Annotated in this window: 18 protein-coding genes and 1 pseudogene; 12 read left to right on the top strand and 7 right to left on the bottom strand. The window is 59.7% G+C overall.

The genetic code is table 11. From position 1 onward, the window contains the following. Positions 1-114 precede the first annotated feature (114 nt). From DY251_RS00670 to DY251_RS00645, 6 genes are read left to right on the top strand one after another with little or no spacing between them, the layout of a single operon-like run. Complete coding sequence (locus tag DY251_RS00670) at positions 115-963, top strand: FAD binding domain-containing protein (protein WP_116622265.1); 849 nt, start codon at positions 115-117, stop codon at positions 961-963. Beyond that, positions 960-3,689 carry a molybdopterin-dependent oxidoreductase gene (locus DY251_RS00665; protein ID WP_116621916.1) on the top strand — a complete coding sequence of 910 codons (2,730 nt, stop codon included), beginning with the start codon at positions 960-962 and terminating at the stop codon, positions 3,687-3,689. Before DY251_RS00670 ends, DY251_RS00665 begins: the two co-directional genes overlap by 4 nt. Next, entirely contained in the window at positions 3,686-5,206 is a 1,521-nt protein-coding gene (locus DY251_RS00660) for a 6-hydroxynicotinate reductase (RefSeq protein WP_116621915.1), read from the top strand. The genes DY251_RS00665 and DY251_RS00660 overlap by 4 nt, the downstream gene beginning before the upstream one ends. Continuing rightward, positions 5,206-6,087, top strand: coding sequence for a UPF0280 family protein (locus DY251_RS00655; protein WP_116622264.1), 882 nt, complete (start codon positions 5,206-5,208; stop codon positions 6,085-6,087). Before DY251_RS00660 ends, DY251_RS00655 begins: the two co-directional genes overlap by 1 nt. After that, the gene (locus DY251_RS00650; RefSeq protein WP_116621914.1) at positions 6,080-6,661 is read left to right on the top strand and encodes an amino acid synthesis family protein; all 582 of its coding nucleotides are present in this window, start codon (positions 6,080-6,082) and stop codon (positions 6,659-6,661) included. The genes DY251_RS00655 and DY251_RS00650 overlap by 8 nt, the downstream gene beginning before the upstream one ends. Continuing rightward, positions 6,658-7,119 carry a MarR family winged helix-turn-helix transcriptional regulator gene (locus tag DY251_RS00645; protein WP_245415802.1) on the top strand — a complete coding sequence of 154 codons (462 nt, stop codon included), beginning with the start codon at positions 6,658-6,660 and terminating at the stop codon, positions 7,117-7,119. The genes DY251_RS00650 and DY251_RS00645 overlap by 4 nt, the downstream gene beginning before the upstream one ends. 11 nt (positions 7,120-7,130) lie before the next feature. On the opposite strand, the gene DY251_RS00640 is transcribed toward DY251_RS00645, so the two are convergent. Together DY251_RS00640 and DY251_RS00635 are read right to left on the bottom strand one after the other, a co-directional pair. Beyond that, a complete protein-coding gene (locus tag DY251_RS00640) occupies positions 7,131-8,810 on the bottom strand; it encodes a hydantoinase B/oxoprolinase family protein (protein WP_116621912.1) in 1,680 nt (559 codons plus the stop codon). Continuing rightward, positions 8,804-10,888, bottom strand: a complete 2,085-nt coding sequence (locus tag DY251_RS00635) for a hydantoinase/oxoprolinase family protein (protein ID WP_116621911.1) — start codon at positions 10,886-10,888, stop codon at positions 8,804-8,806. Before DY251_RS00635 ends, DY251_RS00640 begins: the two co-directional genes overlap by 7 nt. 143 nt (positions 10,889-11,031) lie before the next feature. On the opposite strand from DY251_RS00635, the gene DY251_RS00630 reads away from it, so the two are divergent. The 6 genes and pseudogenes from DY251_RS00630 to DY251_RS00605 all read left to right on the top strand — a co-directional run bounded on the left by DY251_RS00630 (position 11,032) and on the right by DY251_RS00605 (position 16,540). Next, the gene (locus DY251_RS00630) at positions 11,032-11,856 is read left to right on the top strand and encodes a ferredoxin--NADP reductase (RefSeq protein WP_116621910.1); all 825 of its coding nucleotides are present in this window, start codon (positions 11,032-11,034) and stop codon (positions 11,854-11,856) included. Between the two features lie 345 nt (positions 11,857-12,201). Further along, positions 12,202-13,227 (top strand): annotated as a pseudogene (locus DY251_RS00625) (siroheme synthase family protein); the annotation flags it as partial. Between the two features lie 35 nt (positions 13,228-13,262). Beyond that, positions 13,263-13,556 carry a DUF2849 domain-containing protein gene (locus DY251_RS00620; RefSeq protein ID WP_116621908.1) on the top strand — a complete coding sequence of 98 codons (294 nt, stop codon included), beginning with the start codon at positions 13,263-13,265 and terminating at the stop codon, positions 13,554-13,556. 15 nt (positions 13,557-13,571) lie between these two features. Then, positions 13,572-15,242 carry a nitrite/sulfite reductase gene (locus tag DY251_RS00615; RefSeq protein ID WP_116621907.1) on the top strand — a complete coding sequence of 557 codons (1,671 nt, stop codon included), beginning with the start codon at positions 13,572-13,574 and terminating at the stop codon, positions 15,240-15,242. Continuing rightward, a complete protein-coding gene (locus tag DY251_RS00610) occupies positions 15,217-15,981 on the top strand; it encodes a phosphoadenylyl-sulfate reductase (protein ID WP_116621906.1) in 765 nt (254 codons plus the stop codon). The genes DY251_RS00615 and DY251_RS00610 overlap by 26 nt, the downstream gene beginning before the upstream one ends. Positions 15,982-16,006: 25 nt before the next feature. Next, positions 16,007-16,540: a DUF934 domain-containing protein gene (locus DY251_RS00605; RefSeq protein ID WP_116621905.1), complete on the top strand. Its 534-nt coding sequence runs from the start codon at positions 16,007-16,009 to the stop codon at positions 16,538-16,540. A 10-nt stretch (positions 16,541-16,550) separates the two neighbouring features. Here the strand turns inward: DY251_RS00605 and DY251_RS00600 are convergent, their stop codons facing one another. From DY251_RS00600 to DY251_RS00580, 5 genes are all read right to left on the bottom strand, one after another. After that, the gene (locus DY251_RS00600) at positions 16,551-17,666 is read right to left on the bottom strand and encodes an ABC transporter ATP-binding protein (RefSeq protein WP_116621904.1); all 1,116 of its coding nucleotides are present in this window, start codon (positions 17,664-17,666) and stop codon (positions 16,551-16,553) included. 21 nt (positions 17,667-17,687) lie between these two features. Continuing rightward, positions 17,688-19,352, bottom strand: coding sequence for a beta-galactosidase BglA (gene bglA / locus DY251_RS00595; protein ID WP_116621903.1), 1,665 nt, complete (start codon positions 19,350-19,352; stop codon positions 17,688-17,690). A gap of 2 nt (positions 19,353-19,354) precedes the next feature. Further along, complete coding sequence (locus DY251_RS00590; RefSeq protein ID WP_116621902.1) at positions 19,355-20,521, bottom strand: carbohydrate ABC transporter permease; 1,167 nt, start codon at positions 20,519-20,521, stop codon at positions 19,355-19,357. Position 20,522: 1 nt separating this feature from the next. After that, positions 20,523-21,533, bottom strand: a complete 1,011-nt coding sequence (locus DY251_RS00585) for a carbohydrate ABC transporter permease (protein WP_116621901.1) — start codon at positions 21,531-21,533, stop codon at positions 20,523-20,525. A gap of 117 nt (positions 21,534-21,650) precedes the next feature. After that, the gene (locus tag DY251_RS00580) at positions 21,651-23,006 is read right to left on the bottom strand and encodes an ABC transporter substrate-binding protein (protein ID WP_116621900.1); all 1,356 of its coding nucleotides are present in this window, start codon (positions 23,004-23,006) and stop codon (positions 21,651-21,653) included. Positions 23,007-23,181 lie beyond the last annotated feature (175 nt).

Raw genomic sequence — 23,181 nt, 5'->3', positions numbered from 1 at the left:
CGCGGCGCAAGATGGGCTGCGCTTTGACAAGCGGTCATTTCCAGATATCATTTGTATACGAATGAATTTTGGCCATCGCTGATGGTCGGTTCCAGACCCAACGGACGGCATTGCGTGACCCGTTACGCGAAACCCACCACGGTCGATGAAGCGCTGGCTTTGCTGTCGCAGGCAGACTGGCGACCGCTGGCGGGCGCGACCGATTTCTATCCTGCACAGGGCAATCGCCCGATCCGCGAAAACGTGCTCGACTTGAATGGCATTGCGGAGCTGCGGGGCATTTCCGAGACCGACAGCCATTTCGTTATCGGCGCGCGGACAAGCTGGACAGATATTCAGCGCGCCGAATTGCCACCGGCTTTCGATGCGCTGAAACAGGCCGCGCGCGAAGTCGGCTCCGTGCAGATCCAGAACACCGGAACGGTCGCGGGCAATCTCTGCAACGCGTCGCCCGCGGCAGATGGCGTGCCGCCGCTGCTCACATTGAATGTCGAAGTCGAATTGCGATCGATGCGCGGCGCGCAACGCATGGCGCTCGGAGATTTCATTCTGGGAAACCGCAAGACCGCGCGGCAGGTCGATGAGCTTGTGACGGCGATCTATATTCCAAAGGACGCAGCCAGGGGTTTGTCGGCTTTTTATAAGCTCGGTGCCCGGCGCTATCTGGTCATTTCAATCGCGATGGCAGCGGTGAGAGTCGTGATTGAGGGTGGACGGATTCGAGAGGCGGCAATTGCCGTTGGGGCCTGTTCGGCTGTCGCCCAACGGATGCGAGCGCTGGAAGCAGCGCTGATCGGTCAGGAGTTTTCGCAGGCGGAAGCGATTATCGGAGCCGCCACGATGACCGAACTCACGCCGATCGATGATGTGCGCGGCAGTGCCGAATACCGATTGGACGCCGCTCGCGAAATCGTTCATCGCGCGTTTGATGCGATCTCGCGTCCCGGAAAGCTCGCCGCATGAGCAAGCTTGTCATCACCCTCGGCGTGAACGGCAAAGACGTCCGGGTCGAAGCCCCGCCGTTGGCCCGGCTTTCCAATGTTCTGCGCGACGAACTGCATTTGACCGGCACGAAGCTTGGCTGCGATGCGGGCGACTGTGGCGCGTGTACCGTGCTGCTGGATGGCGAGCCGGTATGCGCCTGCCTTGTTCCTGCCGCGTCGGCGAACGGTTGCGAAGTGCGCACGGTCGAAGGGTTGGCCAATAGCCGACTTTCGGCGTTGCAGGAATCGTTTCTCGCGCACGGCGCTGCGCAATGTGGCATCTGCACACCGGGATTTTTGCTGGCGGCATCCGGGCTACTGGAGCGAAACCCGCACCCCAGCGAAGCCGAGGTCAACGACGCGCTGGGCGGGGTGCTGTGCCGCTGCACCGGCTATCGCAAGATTGTTGCGGCTGTTCTGGCTGCCAGCGGAACCAATACGCAAGCGCGGCGCGCCGAGCCATCAAACGGTGCAGCGGTCGGAGCCTCACCTGTGCGGCTGGACGGCGTGCCAAAGGTGAACGGGCGCGAAAAATTCGGTGCGGACAGTTTTCCGAGCGACGCGCTGGCGGTCGTGGTCATCCGCTCGCCCCATCATCAGGCCCGTTTCAAGCTTGGTGATCTCGCAGCATACCAGTCGTCCAACCCGGCAATTGCGGGCGTATTCACCGCATCGGATATGCCCGGCGAAAATCGCTTCGGCGTAATCCCGGCCTTTGCCGATCAACCAGCACTCGCGGAAAATTTCGTGCGATTTCGCGGCGAGGCGGTGGCGCTGGTTGCTATCGAACGAAGCGCACTCGCTGATTTCGATGCAGGCGCGTTTCCCATCGAATGGGAGAAGATCGACCACGCCCTGACGCCGGATTGCTCCAATGGCGCGATCCACGACAGCAGACCGGATAATGTTCTGGTGCGCGGGCTGGTCGAGCGTGGCACACCTGAAGAAACGATGAAAAGCGCGGCTCATATCGCGAACGGAACGATTGAAACGTCCTATGTCGAACACGCCTATATCGAACCGGAGGCTGGCTTTGCCGCTATGGACGGCGATACGCTGGTAATTACGGCGTGCACGCAAGCGCCCTACATGGATCGCGACGACACGGCGAAATTGCTCGACCTTCCGGTCGAGAAAGTGCGTATCGTGCCCACCGCTACCGGCGGCGGATTTGGCTCGAAACTGGATATTTCGGTGCAACCGCTTATCGGGCTGGTAGCGCTGAAGACCGGGCGTGCCGCAGCGCTGGCCTACTCGCGGCAGGAATCCATGATGTCGACGACCAAGCGGCACCCGGCCAGCATGAAGGCGCAAATCGGCACAGACGCGAGTGGCCGCATCATCGCCATGCGCTTCGATGGTGTGTTCAACACGGGTGCCTATTCGAGTTGGGGGCCGACGGTCGCCAACCGCGTGCCGGTTCACGCGTCGGGCCCATATAAAACGCCGAATTATCGCGCGAACAGCGCCGCAATCCACACGAATGGGCCAGTATCGGGCGCGTTTCGCGGCTTTGGTGTGCCGCAAGCAACGATAATGCAGGAAACGCTCTACGACGAGCTTGCCGAAAAGCTTGGCATGGACCGGCTGGAGTTTCGCATAGTCAATGCGCTGCGCAATGGAGACGCAACCGTAACCGGCCATGTGCTGGAAAGCGGCGTAGGCATTGCAGACTGTCTGGAAGCGTTGCGGCCGCATTGGGCGCGTGCGCTGGACGACCGCGCGAAGGCCAACAAAGGCAATGGCGTGATGCGGCGCGGCATCGGCGTAGCGTCCTGCTGGTATGGCTGCGGGAACACCTCGCTGCCGAACCCTTCCACAATTCGCATTGGTGTTTCGCCGGAAGGGCGGATCAGGCTGCATCAGGGCGCGGTAGACATAGGGCAAGGGTCCAACACGGTAATTGCGCAGATTGCGGCGGATGCGCTCGGCGTACCGCTTTCCGCAATCGAATTGGTAAGCGCGGATACGGCGCTGACGCCCGATGCGGGCAAGACATCCGCATCGCGGCAGACCTTCGTCAGTGGCAAGGCAGCGGAGAAATCCGCCCGCGCACTGCGCGAAAAAATTCTGCGGTTTGCCAATGTCTCCGACGCCGCCGCGCTATCCCTGGAAAGCGGTTGCTTGACGATTTTCGAGGGAGAAGCGCGACGCACCATAGACCTCGCCGCGCTACCTCTGGATAAGCTCGGTTATGTGTTCATGGCGGAAGAAACTTATGATCCGCCGACAACCGCGCTGGATGAAAAAGGGCAAGGGCGGCCATACGCGGTGTACGGCTATGGCGCGCAGATCGTCGAACTAGACGTGGATACGCGGCTCGGCACGGTAAAGCTGGTGAAGATCACGGCGGCACATGATGTCGGCAAGGCGATCAATCCCCTGCTGGCCGAAGGCCAGATCGAGGGCGGCATCGCACAGGGCATCGGCATGGCCTTGATGGAGGAATATCTGCCGGGTCGCACGGAAAACCTGCATGATTATCTGATCCCGACGATTGGCGATGTGCCGCCCATCGAAACGATTTTGGTCGAGGTGCCTGATGGTGAAGGTCCGTTCGGCGCAAAAGGGCTGGGCGAGCATGTGCTGATCCCCACCGCGCCTGCCATACTCAACGCAATTCGCCATGCAACCGGCGCACTGGTGACGAAGGTTCCGGCAACGCCGACACGTGTGTTGGCGGCGATCAAGGAGGCAAGCCGATGAGCGAGCTTTCCGAACGTTTCGAAACACATGAGCCGGGCGACAAGCAGGTCGCGGAAAAGCTGCGCTGCGATGCCTGTCCGGTGATGTGCTACATAGCGGAGGGGCGCACGGGCGCGTGCGATCGCTATGGCAATTTCGGCGGAAAGATCACGCGCTGCGATCCGCTGCGCATTCTCGACCATGAACCGGCGGTCGCGTTCGAGAGCAGCGAATGGGATGGCTCTCTGGTGAACACGCGCCAGCGGTTCGTTTCCGCCATCGGCGCGGGAACCACCTATCCGGATTACAAACCCGCACCATTCATCGTCAGTCAGGAGGTCGAGGGCGTCGATCTGGTGACGGTCGTGACCGAGGGGATTTTCTCTTATTGCGGCGTCAAGGTGAAAATAGACACCGATCGCCATCTTGGGCCGGAAACAGCAATCGTGCGCGCGCAGGGCGAAGCAGTCGGCCATGTCACCACAGCCGAGTATGGCTCGCAAATGTTGTCGCTGGGCGGCGTCCATCATCTGACGGGGGGCTCGAAGCAGGAGGGCCGCGTGACCTGCGACACGCTGCTGGCGCTGTGCAATCGCCAGCCGGTCGAACTCGCAATTGATGGCGGCGCGACCCTGATCGTAGAGGCGGGAAAGCCGCCGGTGATCGACGGCAAGACCGAGCAGCGCATGCGCGTCGGTTGCGGTTCGGCCACCATCGGCATGTTTGCGAAACAATGGCGTGGGCTGGTGGACGAGGTGGTGGTCGTGGATGACCACATCACCGGCGTTGTCTCGGAACACCAGGCGGGCAAGGTGATCGGCTGGGAAGATACCGGCATCAAGATCGTTGGCAGGCGGTCCACGCCAGGACGGTATTTCAAGGTGGCAGAGCCTGGGCTCGGCTGGGGCGGCACAGCGATTGACGATCCATTGCGAATATTGGGGCCGTGGAACGCGGCCAAGGGCGCGCGGCCCGGCCTGTCGCTGATGATGGTTTCCACGACTGGCGAGCAATTTGCCTATTACGAGTTGGACGACGATTTGAAGCCGGTGCTGAAACCGTTTCCGGAACGCCTGCAGAAGTCGGTGGATTTGATCGAGCAGAACTGTGAACCGGCTTTGTGTACCGTTCTGTTTATCGGCGGCGCGGGTGGCTCTCTGCGAGCGGGCGTGGTGGAAAATCCGGTAAATCTGACCCGCTCTGTGCAGGGGTTGCAAACCTATGTGACGGTTGGCGGTGCGCCGGTCTATGTGTGGCCGGGTGGCGGCATCACGCTGATGGTCGACGTTACCCGCGTGCCGGACAACGCTTTCGGTTACGTGCCGACGCCCGCGCTGGTCGCACCCATCGAGTTTACGCTGCGGCGTGATGATTATCTGGCGCTCGGCGGGTATGCGGAAGAAATCCGCACGGTCGAAGATGTGCTTGCGCGCGGCGGCGAATATTGGAACGCGCGCACGGAACAAGTCGCGCCTCGCGACAATCCGTGGCCGTTGCAAGCGCAGATCGAGCAGGCAAAACTGGGCGGCGCGCGATGATGAGCCCGCCGCAAGCCACTATGCTCGGTCGCAGGCTGCACCTCAATCATGGGCCGATTGATATTATCGCAGAGGCGTTTGGCGAGGGTGATGAAGTGCAGCGCGCCTATCATCAGGCCGTGGCGCGCTTCGGCACCATCCTGGATGAGCTTGTTGCGGAATTGCCAAACCTCCGCGCGCCTGTGCACGCAGAGCAGCGAGCATTCGGCAGCAAGATTGCGCAGAGCATGGAAGCGGCGGCGCAGGTGTTTTTCCCAGCATTCATCACGCCGATGGCGGCGGTCGCCGGAGCGGTCGCCGATGAGGTGCTGGCACATATGATCGCCGGACGGCGGCTCAAAAAGGCCTATGTGAACAATGGCGGTGACAGCGCGCTCTATCTTGGCGCTGGCGCGAACATGTCACTGGCTATTGCCGGAACCGGAAACGATTTCGAGGATCGAATATTCATTGGGGCGGATGACGAAACGCGCGGCGTCGCGACGAGCGGCTGGCGCGGGCGCAGCTTTTCGCTCGGCATTGCCGACGCGGTCACGGTGCTGGCGCGAACAGGCACAGAAGCTGATGCGGCAGCGACGATCATCGCAAATGCAGTCGATCTGCCGGGGCATGGCAGCATTCGCCGCGCGCCTGCTGAATCACTACAACCCGACAGCGATCTGGGCGGCAGGTTGGTCACGGTGGATGTAGGCAACCTCACAGCGCAAGAGGCTGCGCGCGCGCTCGAAGCGGGATTGCGCAAGGCAGACGAATTGCGCACGTGTGGGTTGATTTCAGCAGCCGCACTATTTCTGAATAGTCAATGGCGCATGACACAGGGTATGCCGGTGGCAATGCCGCCGCAAACACAAGCACTATCAGGGAGTCTCCAGAATGCCTGAATTTCCGATCCGAAAAATTGTCGTGGAGGTGGAAGAAATCTTCCACGATGGCGGGCCGGTCGCAGCCGTGCCACGCCGTCGAGCGGCAGCGATGGCGCTGGTGAAAAACCCCTTTGCGGGCCGATATGTAGAAGAGTTGCAGCCCGCGATGGATGATCTCAAGCCGCTCGGCCTGATGCTGGCCGACAGGCTTATCGAGGCGCTCGGCAGCAAGGATGGCATCGACGGTTACGGCAAGGGCGCAATAGTCGGTGCGGCAGGCGAACTCGAACATGGTGCGCTTTGGCATGTGCCGGGCGGTTACGCGATGCGCGAGCGGTTGGGCGAGGCAAAAGCCATCGTGCCATCCGCCAAGAAGGTCGGCGCGTTTGGCGCGCGCATGGATGTCCCAATAGGCCATATCAACGCCTCTTATGTGCGTGGTCATTTCGATGCGATGGAAGTAGGCATCCCCGACGGTCCGCGCGCGGATGAAATCCTGTTCATTCTGGTGATGACCAGCGGCCCGCGCATTCATAACCGCATGGGCGGGCTGGAAGCGAAAGACATCAAGGCATGGGACGGCCAGCGTTGAGCGCGGGCGAAAACATTCTCAAGCTTGCGGGCGTCGAGAACGAGCCGCCCGCCGAATACCGCTTGCAGGACCAGATCGGTTTCGTGCTGCGCAAGGCGCATCAGCGCCACGTTGCTATATTCGCGTCGCGGATCGGGGATTTGACGCCACCGCAATTTGCAGCGCTCGCCATGTTGCATGAACATGGCGACACGTCGCAAAACCAGCTTGGTCAGATGGTGGCGATGGATGCCGCGACGATCAAGGGCGTCATCGACCGACTGAAGACGCGGGGCTTTCTAACGGTCGAAAAGGATGCCAGCGACAAGCGCCGCCTGACGGTGCACATCACGCCGGAAGGCGATCAAGCCGTGCGCGAATTGGTGTCTCTTGCGAAGGAGATTACGCAGGAAACGTTAGCGCCGCTATCCACGCGCGAAGCGGAAACCTTGCTGCGACTGCTGAGCAAGATTGCGTAGGAAGTGCCTCCTCATCCAAACAGTGCTCTCGCCTGCTCCTCGGTATAGTACCCCATCTCGATATCCCGTCTCACGGCTTCAGGATCACGGTCGCGCGGATTGCCATAACCGCCGCCGCCGGGCGTATCGACGCAAACGCGGTCGCCTGCCTTCAGCGGTATATCCTGCTCCTTCGACAAATGCCCCGGCACATGCGCCTCGCCATTGCGGAACACGGTGACCTTGTTCGGTGCGCCGTCCGCCCCGCCAAGCGCACCTTGAGGGCCAAACCGGCCATGATCCATGACGAAGGAAGCGCGCGCCTCGCCACGCAACAACTCGACCTCATAGGACAGGCCGAAGCCGCCGCGATGCGCTCCGGCACCACCTGAGCCCTCATGCATGGCATAGCGGCGATAGAGAACCGGGAATGCCTGCTCCATGATTTCGACCGGGGGAGATTTGGATATGCCGATGGTCGAGCAACCGTTGGTGAGGCCGTCTTGCGAGGCATTGCCGCCATAACCGCCGCCTGAAATCTGGTACATCACGAAATCGCGCTTGCGCTCCGGGTCATGCCCGCCCAGCGCGAAATTACCGCTCGTACCGGCGGGCGCGGCGGTAACGAGATCGGGAATCGCCTGCACCATCGCCGCAAACACCGCTTCGGCAATGCGTTGCGAAACTTCCGCTGCGCAGCCGGACACCGGGCGCGGATAATGCGCATCAAGAAAAGTGCCTTCGGGCGTCTTCACTATCAGCGGTTCAAACGCGCCCGCGCTGATCGGCACATCCGGGAATATATGGCGCATGGCGAGATAAACGGACGACAGCGTGGTGGCCAGCACGCTGTTCATCGGTCCGGCGCAAGGCTTCGAGGATTGCGAAAAATCGAAGGTCAGCGTGTCGCCGTGCTTTTCCACCACCAGCGCGATGGTCAGCGGCTTGTTCACCACGCCGTCGGAATCGATGAAGGCTTTCGAGCGATACATGCCGTCGGGAATCCGGGAGATATGCGCGCGCATCTGGTCCGCCGCGCGATGACGCAATTCCGCAATGGCCTCAATAACCGTTTCGTCTCCGTAACGATCCAGTATTGCTGAAAGCCGTTCCTCACCGACCCGCAGCGCAGCCGCCTGCGCGCGAATATCTCCAATGCGCTGTTCGGCCACGCGAATATTCGAAGAAATGATGGCGTGAATTTCGGGGTCCAGCACGCCCTTCTTGAAAAGCTTCACCGGCGGCAGGCGCAAGCCTTCCTGCTCAACCGCCGTAGCCGATGCGGAAAACCCGCCCGGCACCGCACCGCCCGTATCGGGCCAATGCCCGGTATTGGAGAGCCAGCAGAAAACCTTGCCGTCGCGCCAGACGGGCATTGCAAAGCGCACATCCATCAGATGCGTGCCGCCGAGATATGGATCGTTGACGATGTAAATGTCGCCCGGCTCCGGCGGCAGACAACGCCCGTCGCAGATCATTTCGATGATGGTACGCGTCGAATATTGCATGACGCCAACGAACACCGGCAACCCTTCGGAGCCTTGCGCAATCAGCGATCCGTCTTCCGCCGAATAAATGCCGTCCGAGCGGTCATTGGCCTCGGCTATGACGGGAGAAAAGGCTGCACGCGAAAAGGTGAGGTCCATCTCGTCGCAAGTCTGCTGCAATGCGGCTTGAATGACGGACAGGGTGATTGCGTCGAGGCTCATGATCTGCCCCCGATTTCGATGATGATGTTGCCGTCGCTGTCGCAGGTTGCGTGGTCGCCGGGTTCCAGCACGGTCGTCGCGTCAAGCTGTTCGAGAATTGCGGGGCCGGTGATTGCCACATCAAGCGGTAGCTTCTGGCGATCGTACACCGGCGTATCCTGCCACTCTCCATCGAACCAGACGGGGCGTCGCTCGACCAAGGCACCATCCAGCGTGGCGGCACGTCCAGCCGGATCGATCAGCCGCGACAGATCAACCTGCGGACGCATGCCCGTAACAGACGTGTTGAGACTTACCAGATTGGCACGGATTTCCGGCAATTCCACCTTGAAGCGCGCGAAATAGGCGCGCTCAAAAAGCGCTTGCAGCGCGGCGCGGTCCACCTCACCCGAAGGCAGCGGCACGTTGAGAATGTGCGTTTGTCCCACAAACTGCATGTCGGCGGAATGTGTAACCTCGATGCGCTTCGGCTTGACGGCTTCCTTGGCGATCAGAGCCTCGCCCTCCGCGCGCTGTGCCGCAAGAATGGCGCGCATACGAGCTTCGTCCAGAATGGCGACCGGCTGGTTGACAGTATTCACAAAGTCCTGCCGCAGATCGGCCACTACGCAGCCAAGCGCATTGGTAATGCCGGGGCGAGCGGGCACGATGACTTTTGGCAGACCAAGTTCGCGCGCAAGCGCGCTGGCGTGTAGCGGCCCTGCCCCACCGAAAGCGAACAGCGCGAAGTCGCGCGGGTCATGGCCGCGCGCCACGGACACCATACGTACAGCACCAGCCATTTTGACATTGGCGAGCCGCAGCACCGCGCCGGCAGCGCTGACGCCATCCAGATTTGCGGCCTTGCCAATGCGCTCGGCAAAGATGGTTGTCACGTCCTCCACGCCTACAGGTGAATCCACCGCCAACAGTTTGCGGGCGCTCAGCCGCCCAAGAACCAGATTGGCGTCTGTGATGGTGGGTTCCTTGCCGCCGCGTCCGTAACAAATCGGGCCGGGTGTTGCGCCCGCGCTTTCCGGGCCGATCTGGATCAGGCCGGATGCATCCACGCGCGCAATGGACCCACCGCCCGCGCCAACCGTATGCACAGCGACCATCGGCACATGAATCGGCATGGCATATTCGATCTCGATCTCGTTCGAGACGGCAGGCTGTGCATTTCGAATGAGTGCGACATCGGTCGAGGTGCCGCCCATGTCATACGTCACGATGTTGGGAAAACCCGCGCGCTTCGCCGTGTAGGCAGCGGCAATCACGCCGGACGCCGGGCCTGACATGACCGTTTTTGCCGCCTCGCGACTGACGAAGCTGGCGGAAATCATGCCGCCATTGCCATTCATTATGAGGAAGTCGCGACCGTAGCCGCGCGCGGAAAGTTCCCGACGCAATCGCTCGACATAGCGTTCAAGAATGGGCTGCACCGAGGCATTCACCGCAGCCGTAACGCCACGCTCATACTCCCGCGCTTCGGACAACAGCGCGTGGCCGGTTGTGATGTAGTCATTCGGCCAAAGCTCTGCCGCGATTTCCGCCGCGCGCCGCTCATGCGCCGGATTGGCGTAGGAATGCAGGAAGTGGATGACCAGCGCTTCGCATCCCGCATCGAGCAATTGCCGTATCGCGCCGCGCAGTTCTTCCTCGTTCAGCGGATCGCGCACCCGTCCCGAGGCTTCCACGCGCTCAGTCACTTCCAGCCGCAGATTGCGCGGAATGATCGGCGTGAACGTGCCAGTCATGCCATAGGCTTGGGGGCGCGTGCGGCGGCCAAGCTCCAGCACATCGCGGAAGCCGCGTGTGGTAATCAAGCCGGTTTTGGCGAGACGGCGTTCCAGAACGGCATTGGTCGTGGTGGTCGTGCCGTGAACAATCAGATCGATTTCCGAAATATCGAACCCGGTCTGATTCAGCGCTGCGACGACACCATGCGCCTGATTTTCAACCGTGGTCGGGGTCTTGGCGAGGCGCACCTGACCGCTTCGTCCATCGATCAAAAGAAGATCAGTAAAAGTTCCGCCGACATCAATGCCGGCGACCACTGCTTCTTTCGAAGTTTCGCCCGGCGCGGGAATATTCTTCGCCATCGACAGTTTCCGAAACGTGCGACCTGCTCCGGTGCTTATCTTTGGAACCGGGTTTCAGGCTTCAATCTTGACCGGATAATCGTTTGTATACTAATAAACTTCCGACACAAGGCCCCGCTTTTTTGAACAGGTCCTGACTTTCTATGCAGCATTCAACATCCATCAAGGCAGTCGAGAGCGACGCGCCCAAATTTCCCATTCCGGCTAATGTCTATGCCGAGACGGTGGTGTCCGTGCACCACTATACGGATCGGCTTTTCAAATTCCGCATCACGCGCCCGCAGAGCTTCCGCTTCCGTTCGGGCGAGTTCGTGATGATCGGATTGCCGAACGCTGAAAAGCCGGTGTTCCGAGCCTATTCGATTGCGTCTCCCGCATGGGATGAAGAGATCGAATTTTTCTCCATCAAGGTGCCGGATGGTCCGCTGACGCAGCATCTTCAGCGCATTCAGCCGGGCGATACGGTGTTGATGCGCCAGAAGTCCACCGGAACGCTGGTGGTAGACGCGCTTACGCCGGGTAAGCGGCTGTTCATGATCTCGACGGGCACAGGTATTGCGCCTTTCGCCAGCCTCGTGCGCGACCCGGACACTTATGACAAGTTCGACCAGCTTGTGCTGACGCATACGTGCCGCGATGCTGCGGAGCTTGTTTACGGGCAGGAGTTGATCTCCAATCTCGCAGAAGACCCGCTTATCGGCGAATTTGCGCCGCGCGTGACGCTGTATTCGACCACCACGCGCCAGCAGACCTCGCATATGGGCCGCATCACGCATCTGATCGAGAGCGGGAAATTCTATTCCGATCTTGGCATTGATGCGCTCAATCCTGAAACGGATCGCGTCATGATCTGCGGCTCCATGCATATGATTCAGGATGTTAAGGCCCTGGTCGAAAAACTCGGCTTCGAGGAAGGCTCGCTCAACAGCCCCAACAGCTTCGTGCTGGAACGCGCATTCGTGGGGTAAAGCGTAGCGCAAGTTCTCAAAGCATCGCGCATTACCCCTCATCCGCTGCCGCGCCCTTCTTCCACAAGGGGAGAAGGGAGAAATTGTAACGCTGGCTTCAATCGCCAAGGTTGCGGAATGATCGGGACATTTCAGCCATCCTCCTTCTCCCCTCGCAGGAGCAGGTCGCGGCAGCGGGATGAGGGGCAGAGCAACCTCTGATTTTAACGCTCAGGAATAATTTTCTCTCTAACTTCATACAGCGGCAAAAAACATTGGCGCGACCTGATCGTCACGCGAGTGGGTTTCTTATGCGACTGGCGCGCAGCGGGTAAAAAACGGTCCTGATCTCAGGAGTCCGAAGCCGTGACGGCATCTGCGCCAAAACTCAACGCTTTTCCGGTTTTCATCCGCGTTGCGGATGAGGTGGTGGTTATCGTCGGCGGCGGCGATGAAGCTTTCGCAAAAGCGCGGCTGATCGGCCAATCTTCGGCAAAGCTGCGCATCGTTGCAGAAGAAGTCGAAACCTCATTCGCGGCATGGATCGCACAAAACAGCGCAGAACATATCGCCGAAGCCTACACGGCCCACCACCTTGATAGCGCGCGGCTGGTTTTTGCCGCGAGCGGCGGGGAAGTGCTCGACCGTCAGGTGAGCGAAGATGCGCGACTGCTTGGCATTGCGGTAAACGCCGTGGACCGTCCAGAACTCTGCGATTTCTACACGCCAGCCATCGTGAACCGCGCGCCGGTCTGCATTGCCATTGGCACGGAAGGCACCGGGCCGGTTCTGTCGCAGATGCTGCGCGCTCGCATTGATCGTATGCTGGCGCCCTCGCTGGGTGCATTGGCGTCGCTTGGCGAAACGTTTCGCGCGTCGGTTGAGCGGTTTGTGCCCAAGGGTTCTGCGCGGCGTCGGTTCTGGTCCGACTTTTTCGCGGGCGAGCCTGCGCGCCAGATGGAAATCGGCCACATCGAGGAGGCCCGCGCGGCGGCGACTGAGTTGCTGCTGAGGCGGCAGGGCATCACCGGCCATGTGTCGCTGGTGGGTGCGGGTCCCGGTGCGGAAGACCTGCTTACGCTGCGCGCGCAACGTCACCTGATGGAAGCTGACGTGATCGTCCACGACGTGAACGTGCCGGAAACGCTCGTCGCGATGGGCCGCCGCGATGCCGAACGCGTCGCGGTCGGCAAGCACTGCGATGCCGCCACCCAGCGCGACATCAATGATCTGCTGGTGAAGCTGGCAACCGAGGGCAAGCGCGTTGTGCGCCTGAAGCTCGGTGATCTGCTGATGTTCGGCAAGGCTGGCGATGAGATTGCAGCGCTGCGGGCCGCTGCTGTTTCTTACGAACTCGTGCCGGGCGTGGTCGCGCCATTCGCGTCGGTGTCGAAGCCCGCACGCCAGAACGTTCTGGGAGAAGCGGCATGAAAGTTCTAACGGCAAACCGGCTGACCGACGGCGAGGCCATCTGGTACTCGGACGTCAATGGCTGGCAGGAAACCTTGCAAGGCGCTGCGCTCGCCGCCGACAAGGCGGGTGAAGAACGGCTTGATTCAATCGGCAAGGCAGCATTCGCGACCAACTTCGCGCTCGATGTGGATGTGATCGATGTGCAGCTCGTCGATGAAAAGATTGTGCCGCTGCGCCTGCGCGAACGTATCCGCGCGGCGGGACCAACGAACAGAACCGACCACGGCAAGCAAGCGCGAGCGGCATAACCCAGGGCGAAGACGATGTATCGTTACGATGAATTCGACCATGATTTTGTGAGAGCTCGTGTCAGCGAGTTTACGGACCAGGTTGATCGGCGATTAGCCGGCGAAATAACAGAAGATCAGTTCCGCCCGCTGCGGTTGATGAACGGCGTTTATCTGCAGCTTCACGCCTATATGCTGCGCATCGCGATCCCCTACGGCACGCTCAACTCCCGGCAGTTGCGGATGTTGGCGCATATCGCGCGCACCTATGACAAGGGCTATGGTCACTTCACCACCCGGCAGAACCTGCAGTTCCACTGGCCTGCGCTGTCCGATGTTCCAGCTATTCTCAAAGATCTTGCCAGCGTCGAGATGCATTGCATCCAGACCTCCGGCAACTGCATTCGCAATGTGACCGCTGACCATTTCGCCGGCGCTGCTGCGGATGAGTTTGCGGATCCCCGCCCCTATGCGGAAATCCTGCGACAGTGGTCGTCGCTGCATCCCGAGTTTTCCTATCTGCCGCGCAAGTTCAAGATTGCCGTGACGGGCGCAAATCGCGACCGCGCTGCGATCCAGACGCATGACATCGGCCTTCATCTGAAGAAGAACGAGCGGGGCGAACTTGGCTTCTCGGTTTATGTAGGGGGTGGTCTGGGCCGCACGCCGATGGTGGCGAAGAAAATCCGCGATTTTCTGCCTGAGCAGGATTTGCTCTCCTACACCACTGCGATCCTGCGCGTGTACAATCTCTACGGTCGTCGCGACAACAAATACAAGGCGCGTATCAAGATTCTCGTTCACGAAACGGGCGCTGAAGAATTTGCACGTCAGGTCGAGGCTGAATGGGCAGATCTGAAGAATACGGAACTCACGCTGCCGCGGTCGGACATTGAGGCGATTCAGGCTTATTTTGCACCGCCGGAATTACCCGCCCGGCCGGAAGGCGACGAGACGATCAAGCTCGCACGGCTCGACTCGCGTGATTTCTCGGAATGGCTGGACCAGAACGTCATCACGCATCGCCATCCCGATTATGCCGCTTTGACCATCTCCCTCAAAGGCATTGGCGAAACGCCGGGCGATGTAAGCGACGGCCAGATGGATGCGATTGCAGACCTTGCCGAGCGCTACGCGTTTGACGAAATCCGCGTCAGCCATGAGCAGAACCTGATCCTGCCGCATGTGGCGCGTGCGGACCTGCGCGCCATCTATGACAGGCTGGTGGAGATCGGCCTGGCAACGGCCAATTCCAACCTCATCACGGATATTATCTCCTGCCCCGGCCTCGACTATTGCGCTCTGGCAAATGCCCGCTCCATCTCGGTCGCACAGGATATTTCACGGCGCTTCGCCTCGCTGGAACGCCAGCGCGATATTGGCGAGCTGAAGCTGAAAATTTCGGGCTGCATCAATGCCTGCGGGCATCACCATGTCGGCCATATCGGCATTCTGGGCGTGGAGAAGAAGGGCGCGGAGCTCTATCAGGTCACGCTCGGCGGCTCCGGCGATGAAAACACATCGGTAGGTGAAATCATCGGGCGCGGTTTCGGGCCGGGAGAAATCACAGACGCGATTGAGACAATCGTCGAAACCTATCTTGTGGTGCGGCGCGATGAGAGCGAGAAGTTTCTCGACACCTATCGTCGCGTTGGGCAAGCGCCCTTCAAGGAGGCGCTCTATGGTAGCGAAGCCAAAGCCGCCTGAGGCCGAAAGGCTAGCGGAAGAGCAGGCCGCAATCGAAGCCGCAGCGCTGGAGGCGCGCTACGGTGCAGCCTCGCCGCAGGAAATCATCGCCCGCTCGGTCGAGCGCCTTGGCATAAGCGGCGTTGCGGCGGTTTCGTCGTTCGGTGCGGATTCCGCAGTGCTGCTGCACATGGTGGCCGAGATCGACCGCAATTTGCCAGTGCTCTTTCTCGATACGGGCAAGCATTTTGGCGAAACGCTGGAGTATCGCGACGCGCTGGTCGCTGATTTCGGCCTGCGCAACATTCGCATTCTAACGCCGAAAGAAGCGGCGTTGCGCGAAAAAGATCCGGACGGAACGCTGCATCAGCGCGATACGGACGCCTGCTGCGAAATCCGCAAGGTGGAGCCGCTGGCCCGTGGCGTGGAGCCGTTCCGCGCATGGTTCACGGGACGTAAGCGCTTTCAGGCTTCAACGCGCGCCGGGCTGGCTGCGTTCGAAACGGTCGGCCCGCGCCTTCGCATCAATCCGCTGGCGCGCTGGACCACCTCCGAGCTTGCCGATTACATGCGCGCGCACGCCTTGCGCGAAAATCCTCTTGTCGCCTATGGTTACCTCTCGATAGGCTGCTTTCCCTGCACCCAGCCGGTAAAGCCCGGCGAGGATGCGCGCAGCGGACGCTGGGCGGGTCAGGCAAAGGTCGAGTGTGGCATCCACCTTGCCGGACTGGATCGTTCGCTGGAAAATAGCGGTCACTGACGCGCATAAGAACGGATCAATCTGAATGAGTGAAACTGCCGAACAGCCAGCCGTGCGCCTGTGGACGCTCGACGGTTTTCGTGACGATACCTGGCGGCACGTCGAAGACGCTGACGGGCTGGCCGCGACCGGCGATGTGATCTTGCCGCTGGACGCGTTTCTGGCGCTGGATGCGGAAGCGCGGCGCAGTGCCAATCATCGCACCGGCGTGCGCATCAAGCCGGGAGACAAGATCGAGGCGATTGCCGAGCATCTCGAAAGCTTGGCGCTGGTCGCATTGGAGTTTCCGGCTTTCAGCGATGGCAGAAGCTTTTCCAAGGCCGAGCTTCTGCGTCGACGCTATGGCTACAAGGGCGCGGTTCGCGCGGTCGGACAGGTATTGCCGGACCAGTTTTCGCATATGCTGCGCGTGGGGTTCACGGAGTTCGAGATTTCGCACACCGTGCTTCTGCGCTGGATCGAGGAAGGCCGCGTAAAAGGGCTGGGCTTGTACAACCAGCCATCGGTACGCGACGATAAGCCCGCCGGCAAATATTCGTGGCGGCGATTGCCGCAATAGCCTCCCGGCCTTACGCCGCCTTTGCCTCAATCTCATGCGGCACGAAAGACGAGCCATTGGCATCGAAAATGTGCAAATCGCCGCTATCGGCATCCAGCCGCAGCGTCTGACCGCGCTCGACGGCAGCATTGCCGGGCAACTTGGCGGTCAGCGGCCTGTCCGCCCCGCGCCCGATGTCCACATAGACAAGCTGCACTTCGCCCAATTGCTCGATGTAATCCACCTTGCCTTCGAACAACGCCTTCGTTCCTTTGGACACATAGAGGTCCTCCGGTCGAACGCCGAAACTGATTTCCGTGCCCGCCGCGCCCGCAGGCGTGGCAATGGGCACGGAAACGCTGCTGCCGCCATCAACAGCTACCTCGGTTGTCGCGCCTGCTTTTGCCACGCGGGCGGGCAGAATGTTCATGGCCGGTGAGCCTATGAACTGCGCAACAAACAGATTTCCTGGTTTCTTGTAGAGTTGCATCGGCGAGCCGACCTGCTCCACATGGCCATCCTTCAACACCACGATCCGGTCGGCCAGCGTCATGGCCTCCACCTGATCGTGCGTCACATAAATCATTGTCGTGTTCGGCATGGATTCCTTGAGCTTGGCAATCTCGATGCGGGTTGCCACGCGCAGCGCCGCGTCCAGATTCGACAGCGGTTCGTCGAACAAAAACACCTTCGGATTGCGCACAATCGCGCGGCCGATCGCAACGCGCTGCCGCTGCCCGCCCGACATCGCCTTAGGCAATCGATCCAGATATTTCGTAAGCTGCAAAATCTCTGCCGCCTGTCGCACGCGGCGATCAATTTCTGCCTTGTCTTCGCGGGCGATCTTCATGCCGAACGCCATGTTGTCGTAGACGGTCATGTGCGGATAAAGCGCATAGGACTGAAACACCATCGCAATGCCGCGCTTGGATGGCGGCACATCGTTCACCACCTCATTGTCGATTTCGAGCGTTCCGCCGGTGATCTCCTCAAGCCCCGCAATGGAGCGCAGCAGAGTGGACTTTCCGCAGCCTGATGGCCCCACGAAAACAATGAACTCGCCGGATTGAATATCGAGATCGATACCGTGCAGAATCTTGATCGAACCATAGGCTTTCTCGACACTGCGAAGTTTCAGATTTGCCATTTCTTCCTCCCAGATCGTCGCCTACAGAATCCGCCCAAAAAAGGCGCTGTATGGCTTTAGCTTGATCGTGTCTCCAACGCGTTCGCTCGCAAAGCCGTGGCCGCTCAGCGGCTCGGCTTTCAGTTTGCTGTCAAAGCTCTGGCTATCGGCGCCCAGATTGAAAACGCACAGAATGCTCTCATTGCCATAGTTGCGCACGAAAGCGACGACATCGCCCTTTGCGTGAACAAACTCGATCTCACCCTTGGCAAAAGCCGGATGCGCAGCGCGGAACGCAATAAACCGCCGGTAGTGTTCCAGCACGGAAGATTTGTCGCCCTCTTGCTGGCTCACCGCCAGCGGCAAATGCTCCTCCGACACAGGCAGCCACGGCTTGCCACTGGAGAAGCCGCCATTCTTTGAGGCGCGTTCCCAAACCATCGGCGTGCGGCAACCGTCGCGACCCTTGAACTCCGGCCAGAAGCGAATCCCATAGGGGTCCTGCAAATCCTCGAAGGAAAGCTCGGCTTCCGTCAGCCCAAGTTCCTCGCCCTGATAGAGACAGACCGATCCGCGCAGCGACATGATGAGTGCCGACAGCAGTTTGGCATAGGCTTGGCGGTCATGCTCGCCGGCACCCCAGCGTGACGCATGGCGCACGACATCGTGGTTCGAGAATGCCCAGCAAGCCCAGCCGTCGCGCGCCACCCTGCCGAAATCTTCCAGCACGGCGCGCACCTTTTCGGCGCTTATCTTTTCCGGCGCGAGAAAGTCGAAAGCATAGCACATATGCACGCGGTTATTGCCGGATGTGTAGGCAGCCACGACCTCCAGCCCGCGCTGGGAATCGCCCACCTCGCCGACACATGCCGCCGCCGGATATTCGTCCAGCACAGCGCGGAACCGCTCCAGGAATTTCAGATTGTCGGGGCGGCTCTTGTCGTAGATGTGGTCCTGAAAATTATACGGATTCACGGCTGGTGCGGTCTGGTCGTTTCGATCTTCCGGGCGCAGCGGCGGATTATCTTCCAGCCCTTCGCTATGGAAATAGAAGTTGATTGTATCCAGCCGGAAGCCATCTACACCGCGATCCAGCCAGAAGCGCACGACATCCAGTAGCGCACCCTGCACATCCCGGTTGTGAAAGTTCAAATCCGGCTGCTCCGACAGGAAATTATGCAGGTAATACTGCATCCGGCGCGTATCCCACTGCCACGCCGAACCGCCGAAAATCGACAGCCAATTGTTGGGCGGCGTGCCATCCGGTTTCGCGTCGGCCCACACATACCAATCCGCTTTCGGATTGGTGCGCGAGGAGCGGCTTTCCACAAACCAGGGATGCTGATCTGACGAATGCGAAATCACGCCATCCACCATCACCTTGAGGCCAAGCTCATGCGCGGTGCGGATCAGATCGTCGAAATCAGCGAGCGTGCCGAACATCGGGTCGATGCCGCGATAGTCTGAAACATCGTAGCCGAAATCCTTCATCGGCGAGGTGAAGAACGGCGAAATCCAGATGCCGTCGACACCAAGCTCGGCCACATAGGGCAAGCGCTCGATGATACCGCGAAGATCGCCGATGCCGTCGCCATTCGAGTCCTGATAGCTGCGCGGGTAGATCTGATAGATCACCGCTCCCCGCCACCAGTCCCGATCCGGCGCGGCCTCCGGCTGCGCTTCGACGCGACGCAATGCCTCGCCCATTCTCAACCTCCCTTAACCGAGCCGGCCAGCAGGCCGCGCACGAAGTAGCGCTGCAACGAGAAGAACACGAGCAGCGGCACGATGATGGTGATGAATGCCGATGTCGTCAGGATCTCCCAGTCACCGCCGCGAGAACCGAGCAGTGCGTTCAGCCTGCCGGTCAGCACCAGTTGATCGTTGCCGGAGCCAAGGAACACCATCGCCACCAGCAGGTCGTTCCACACCCACAGGAATTGGAAAATGGCGAAGGAAGCCAGCACCGGGAATGACAGCGGCAGCACGATCTTGGTAAAAATCTCGAAATCGCTTGCACCGTCGATGCGCGCGGATTCCATCAGTTCGCGCGGCAGGCCAGCCATATAGCTGCGTAACAGATAGATTGCGAAGGGCAGGCCGAAGCCGGTATGCGCCAGCCATATGCCGAGATAGGTTTTAGACGGCACCCCGAACAGATTGCCGACGCCGTTGTAAAGTTCCAGCAACGGAATAAGCGCCATTTGCAGCGGCACGACAAGCAGGCCGATGATTACCGCGATCAACAGCGCCCGTCCCGGAAACCGCATCCATGCCAGCGCATAGGCTGCGAATGCTGCAATCATGATTGGAATGATGGTGGCCGGTATCGTGACCGTCAGCGAGTTGAGGAACGAGCGCCCAATGCCTTCGGACAACAGCACGGTGTTGTAATTATCGGTGGTGAATTTGGGCGGCATGGTCGCGGCGTAGTACACGCGGCGGCCATTATCGCCATCGAAGGCAACTGGCGAGGCGAAAACATATGAGCCATCCGCGTTCACCTGCAGTGTAACCCCATCCTTCAAGTCTGCAACGTCGCCTGCCTTGAACTCAGTCGGCTGAGCCGAACGCGTTCCGAATGCGCTGACGGCGGAAGAACCGGGCGTCTCGAAAAGATTGCCTTCAATAACGAATTTGCCGTCTTTCTGGACCTGGCTTGAAGGGGGCGAAAGGCGTGTTGCAGAGGTCTGCATTGAAGACGAGAAAGACGTCCACCAGCCAGATGCGACGATCTGGTTTTTGTCACGCAAGGACGTGACCAGAATGCCGATCGTGGGCAGCGTCCAGATCAGGACGAAAAACAGAACCGCCAGATGAACGCCGAAGCGGCCGAAGAAGGATTTGCCTGCGGACTTGCCACTTGCCTGTGCCATCTCAGCGCCCTCCCTCTTTGTTCGCCTGCCGGATATTCCAGATCATGATGGGCAGCACGCCGATCATGATGACGATGGCAATCGTCGCGCCACGCCCGAAATCACCGCCGCCCCGGAACATCCAGTTGAACATGAGGTTCGCCAGAACCTGACTGTTCCACTGGCCGTTTGTCATGGTCAAAACAATGTCGAAAACCTTGAGAACGAGGATCGTTATCGTCGTCCAGACCACGAGGATCGTGCCCCAAATCTGCGGGATCATGATCTTCCAGAAAATCTGGAACGGGTTTGCGCCGTCGATAACGGCGGCCTCAATCGTTTCCTCCGGTATGCCGCGCAGGGCCGAGGAGAGAATGACCATCGCAAAGCCGGTCTGAATCCAGATCAGGATGATCATCAGGAAGAAATTGTTCCAGAAGGGCAGCGATATCCAGACCTGCGGCTGGCCGCCAAACGCCTGAACAATCGCGTTCAGGATGCCGATCTGCTCCTGCCCGTCACCGCGATATTCGTAGACGAATTTCCAGATCACCGACGCGCCGACGAAAGAGATCGCCAGCGGCAGGAAAATCAGGCTTTTCGCAATCGTGCCCCACCAGATTTTATCGGTCAGTACCGCTATGATAAGCCCAAGAAAAGTGCAGGCCGCAGGCACAACAATCAGCCACATCAGATTGTTCAGCAGCGAGTTGCGAAACTCCTCATCGCCGAGCAGCCAGCGATAATTATTCAGGCCCACGAAATTGTCGCCCCCCTTGTCATAGAAGGAATAGAGCAGCGTCGAGACAACCGGATAGATCAGGTAGACGCCGAGGATCAGGATGGCCGGACCGATGAATAGCCACGGACGGACAAGTCCCTGCCGCCGCAGATTATCGACCGCTGCCGTTCCGCTCACCCCTCGCGAGGGATAGACCAGATCAACCAGCTTGTTCGCGCCCCAGAAGTAAGCGAGGCAACCGCCCACGCCCACAACGATCACAATGATGGCGGAAAGAATCTGCGAAGCCATAACGCGTCCCCTCTAGTCTGACCGTGCAAGACCAAGCTCTCCAGTCTGTGCTGGAGGTGGTCGTGGACCCCGAAAAGCCCACGACCATCGGGCCATGAGGCCCGGGAGGAACTTACTTTACTTGATTGCGTCCCAGCTCTTCTGGATATCGGTCGCAACTGCCTCAGGCGATTTGCCGCCGACGAGGTCGATCATGCCCGTCCAGAATGAACCCGCACCGATCTTGCCTGGCATCAGGTCCGAGCCGTCGAAGCGGAAAGTCGTGGCGTTCACCAGAATGTCACCCTGACGGCGAAGCGCATCATTCGCATAGGCTTCCGGCTTCACGGTTTTGAGCGGGGTGAGGAAACCGGACTGCGCCATCCAGATTTCATGTGCCAGCGGCATTTTCAGGAACTCGACGAAAGCGCGCGCGGCCTTGGAATCCTTGGTAATCGTCACCAAAGTACCGCCGCCAAGCACCGGCTTGCCGAGATCTGCATGGGCATCCATTGCGGGCAGGTAGAAGAAGTCTGCACCCTCGCCCAGCTTGGTCCCTTCAGGGAAGAAGGACGAGATGAACGATGCCTGACGGTGCATGTAGCACTTTGGCGGCACCGTGAAGAGACCTTTCGGGCTGTCGCGGAAGTCAGTCGCGGCAACAGCAGCGACACCGCCATCGACATATTTCGGATTGGTCGCGATCTTGGCGAAAATGTCCAGCGCACCAACCACAGCCGGATCGTTGAACGGAATCTCGTTGCGGGTCCACTTGTCATAGGTTTCAGGCGACTGGGTGCGCAGCATGATGTCTTCTACCCAGTCCGTCCCAGGCCAGCCGGTCGCACCGCCCGAACCCAGACCAATGCACCACGGCACACCGCCATCAGCGACGATCTGGTCGGAAAGCTTCATCATTTCTTCCCAGGTCTTGGGAACTTCGTAGCCATTTTCCTCAAAGTTTTCCGGCACATACCAGACCAGCGACTTGAGGTCGGCCTTATATGGGAAAGCGAAGAACTTCGCCGTTCCGTCCTTGTCCTTATAGGTGCCGAGGTCGACCCACGACTGGCCAGCGCCGTAATTGTCCTTCACGAACGAAGCGGTTGCATCATCCAGCGGAACCAGAAGACCTTTGGAGGCCAAATCCTGAATCAGACCCGGCTGCGGCAGAATAGCGATGTTCGGCGGACTTCCGGCCTGCGTATCGATAACGATCTGCTGTTCGTAATTTTCAGACGAAGCGTAATTTATCGTCGCTCCAGTGGCTTCGGAGAAATATTCCAGAACAGAGCGAACAAGCGCTTCGTCCTCACCGCGCCAAGGACCGAAAATCGAAAGGGATTCGCCTTTCAGATCGACCTTTTTCAACTCGTCATAATTGGCCCAGTCGAACCGGGAATCTTCACCCGGTTTGAACTTCAGTTCCGCCGATGCAGGCGCGCTGAAAGCAGCGAGCAAAAATGCTGCGCCGAGCAATAGACTCTTCTTCATGGCAACTCCTCCCGTGGTAGTTTCCAACCGCCGAGCCTCCACTCGGCGCGCTTCCTCAAAGCGCTTTGGTTCTGATATTTGAGCCATTAAACGCCGAAACTGTCAATACTCTTGTGACATAAATCGATTGAATTTTTGTAAGGTAGATTTTTATGGCCGTATAACGCCTGCTATT

Source organism: Mesorhizobium denitrificans, from assembly GCF_003403035.1.
Classification (GTDB): domain Bacteria; phylum Pseudomonadota; class Alphaproteobacteria; order Rhizobiales; family Rhizobiaceae; genus Mesorhizobium_G; species Mesorhizobium_G denitrificans.
Note: the sequence above shows the minus strand (reverse complement) of the source record. Positions and strands in the feature narration are given on the sequence as shown.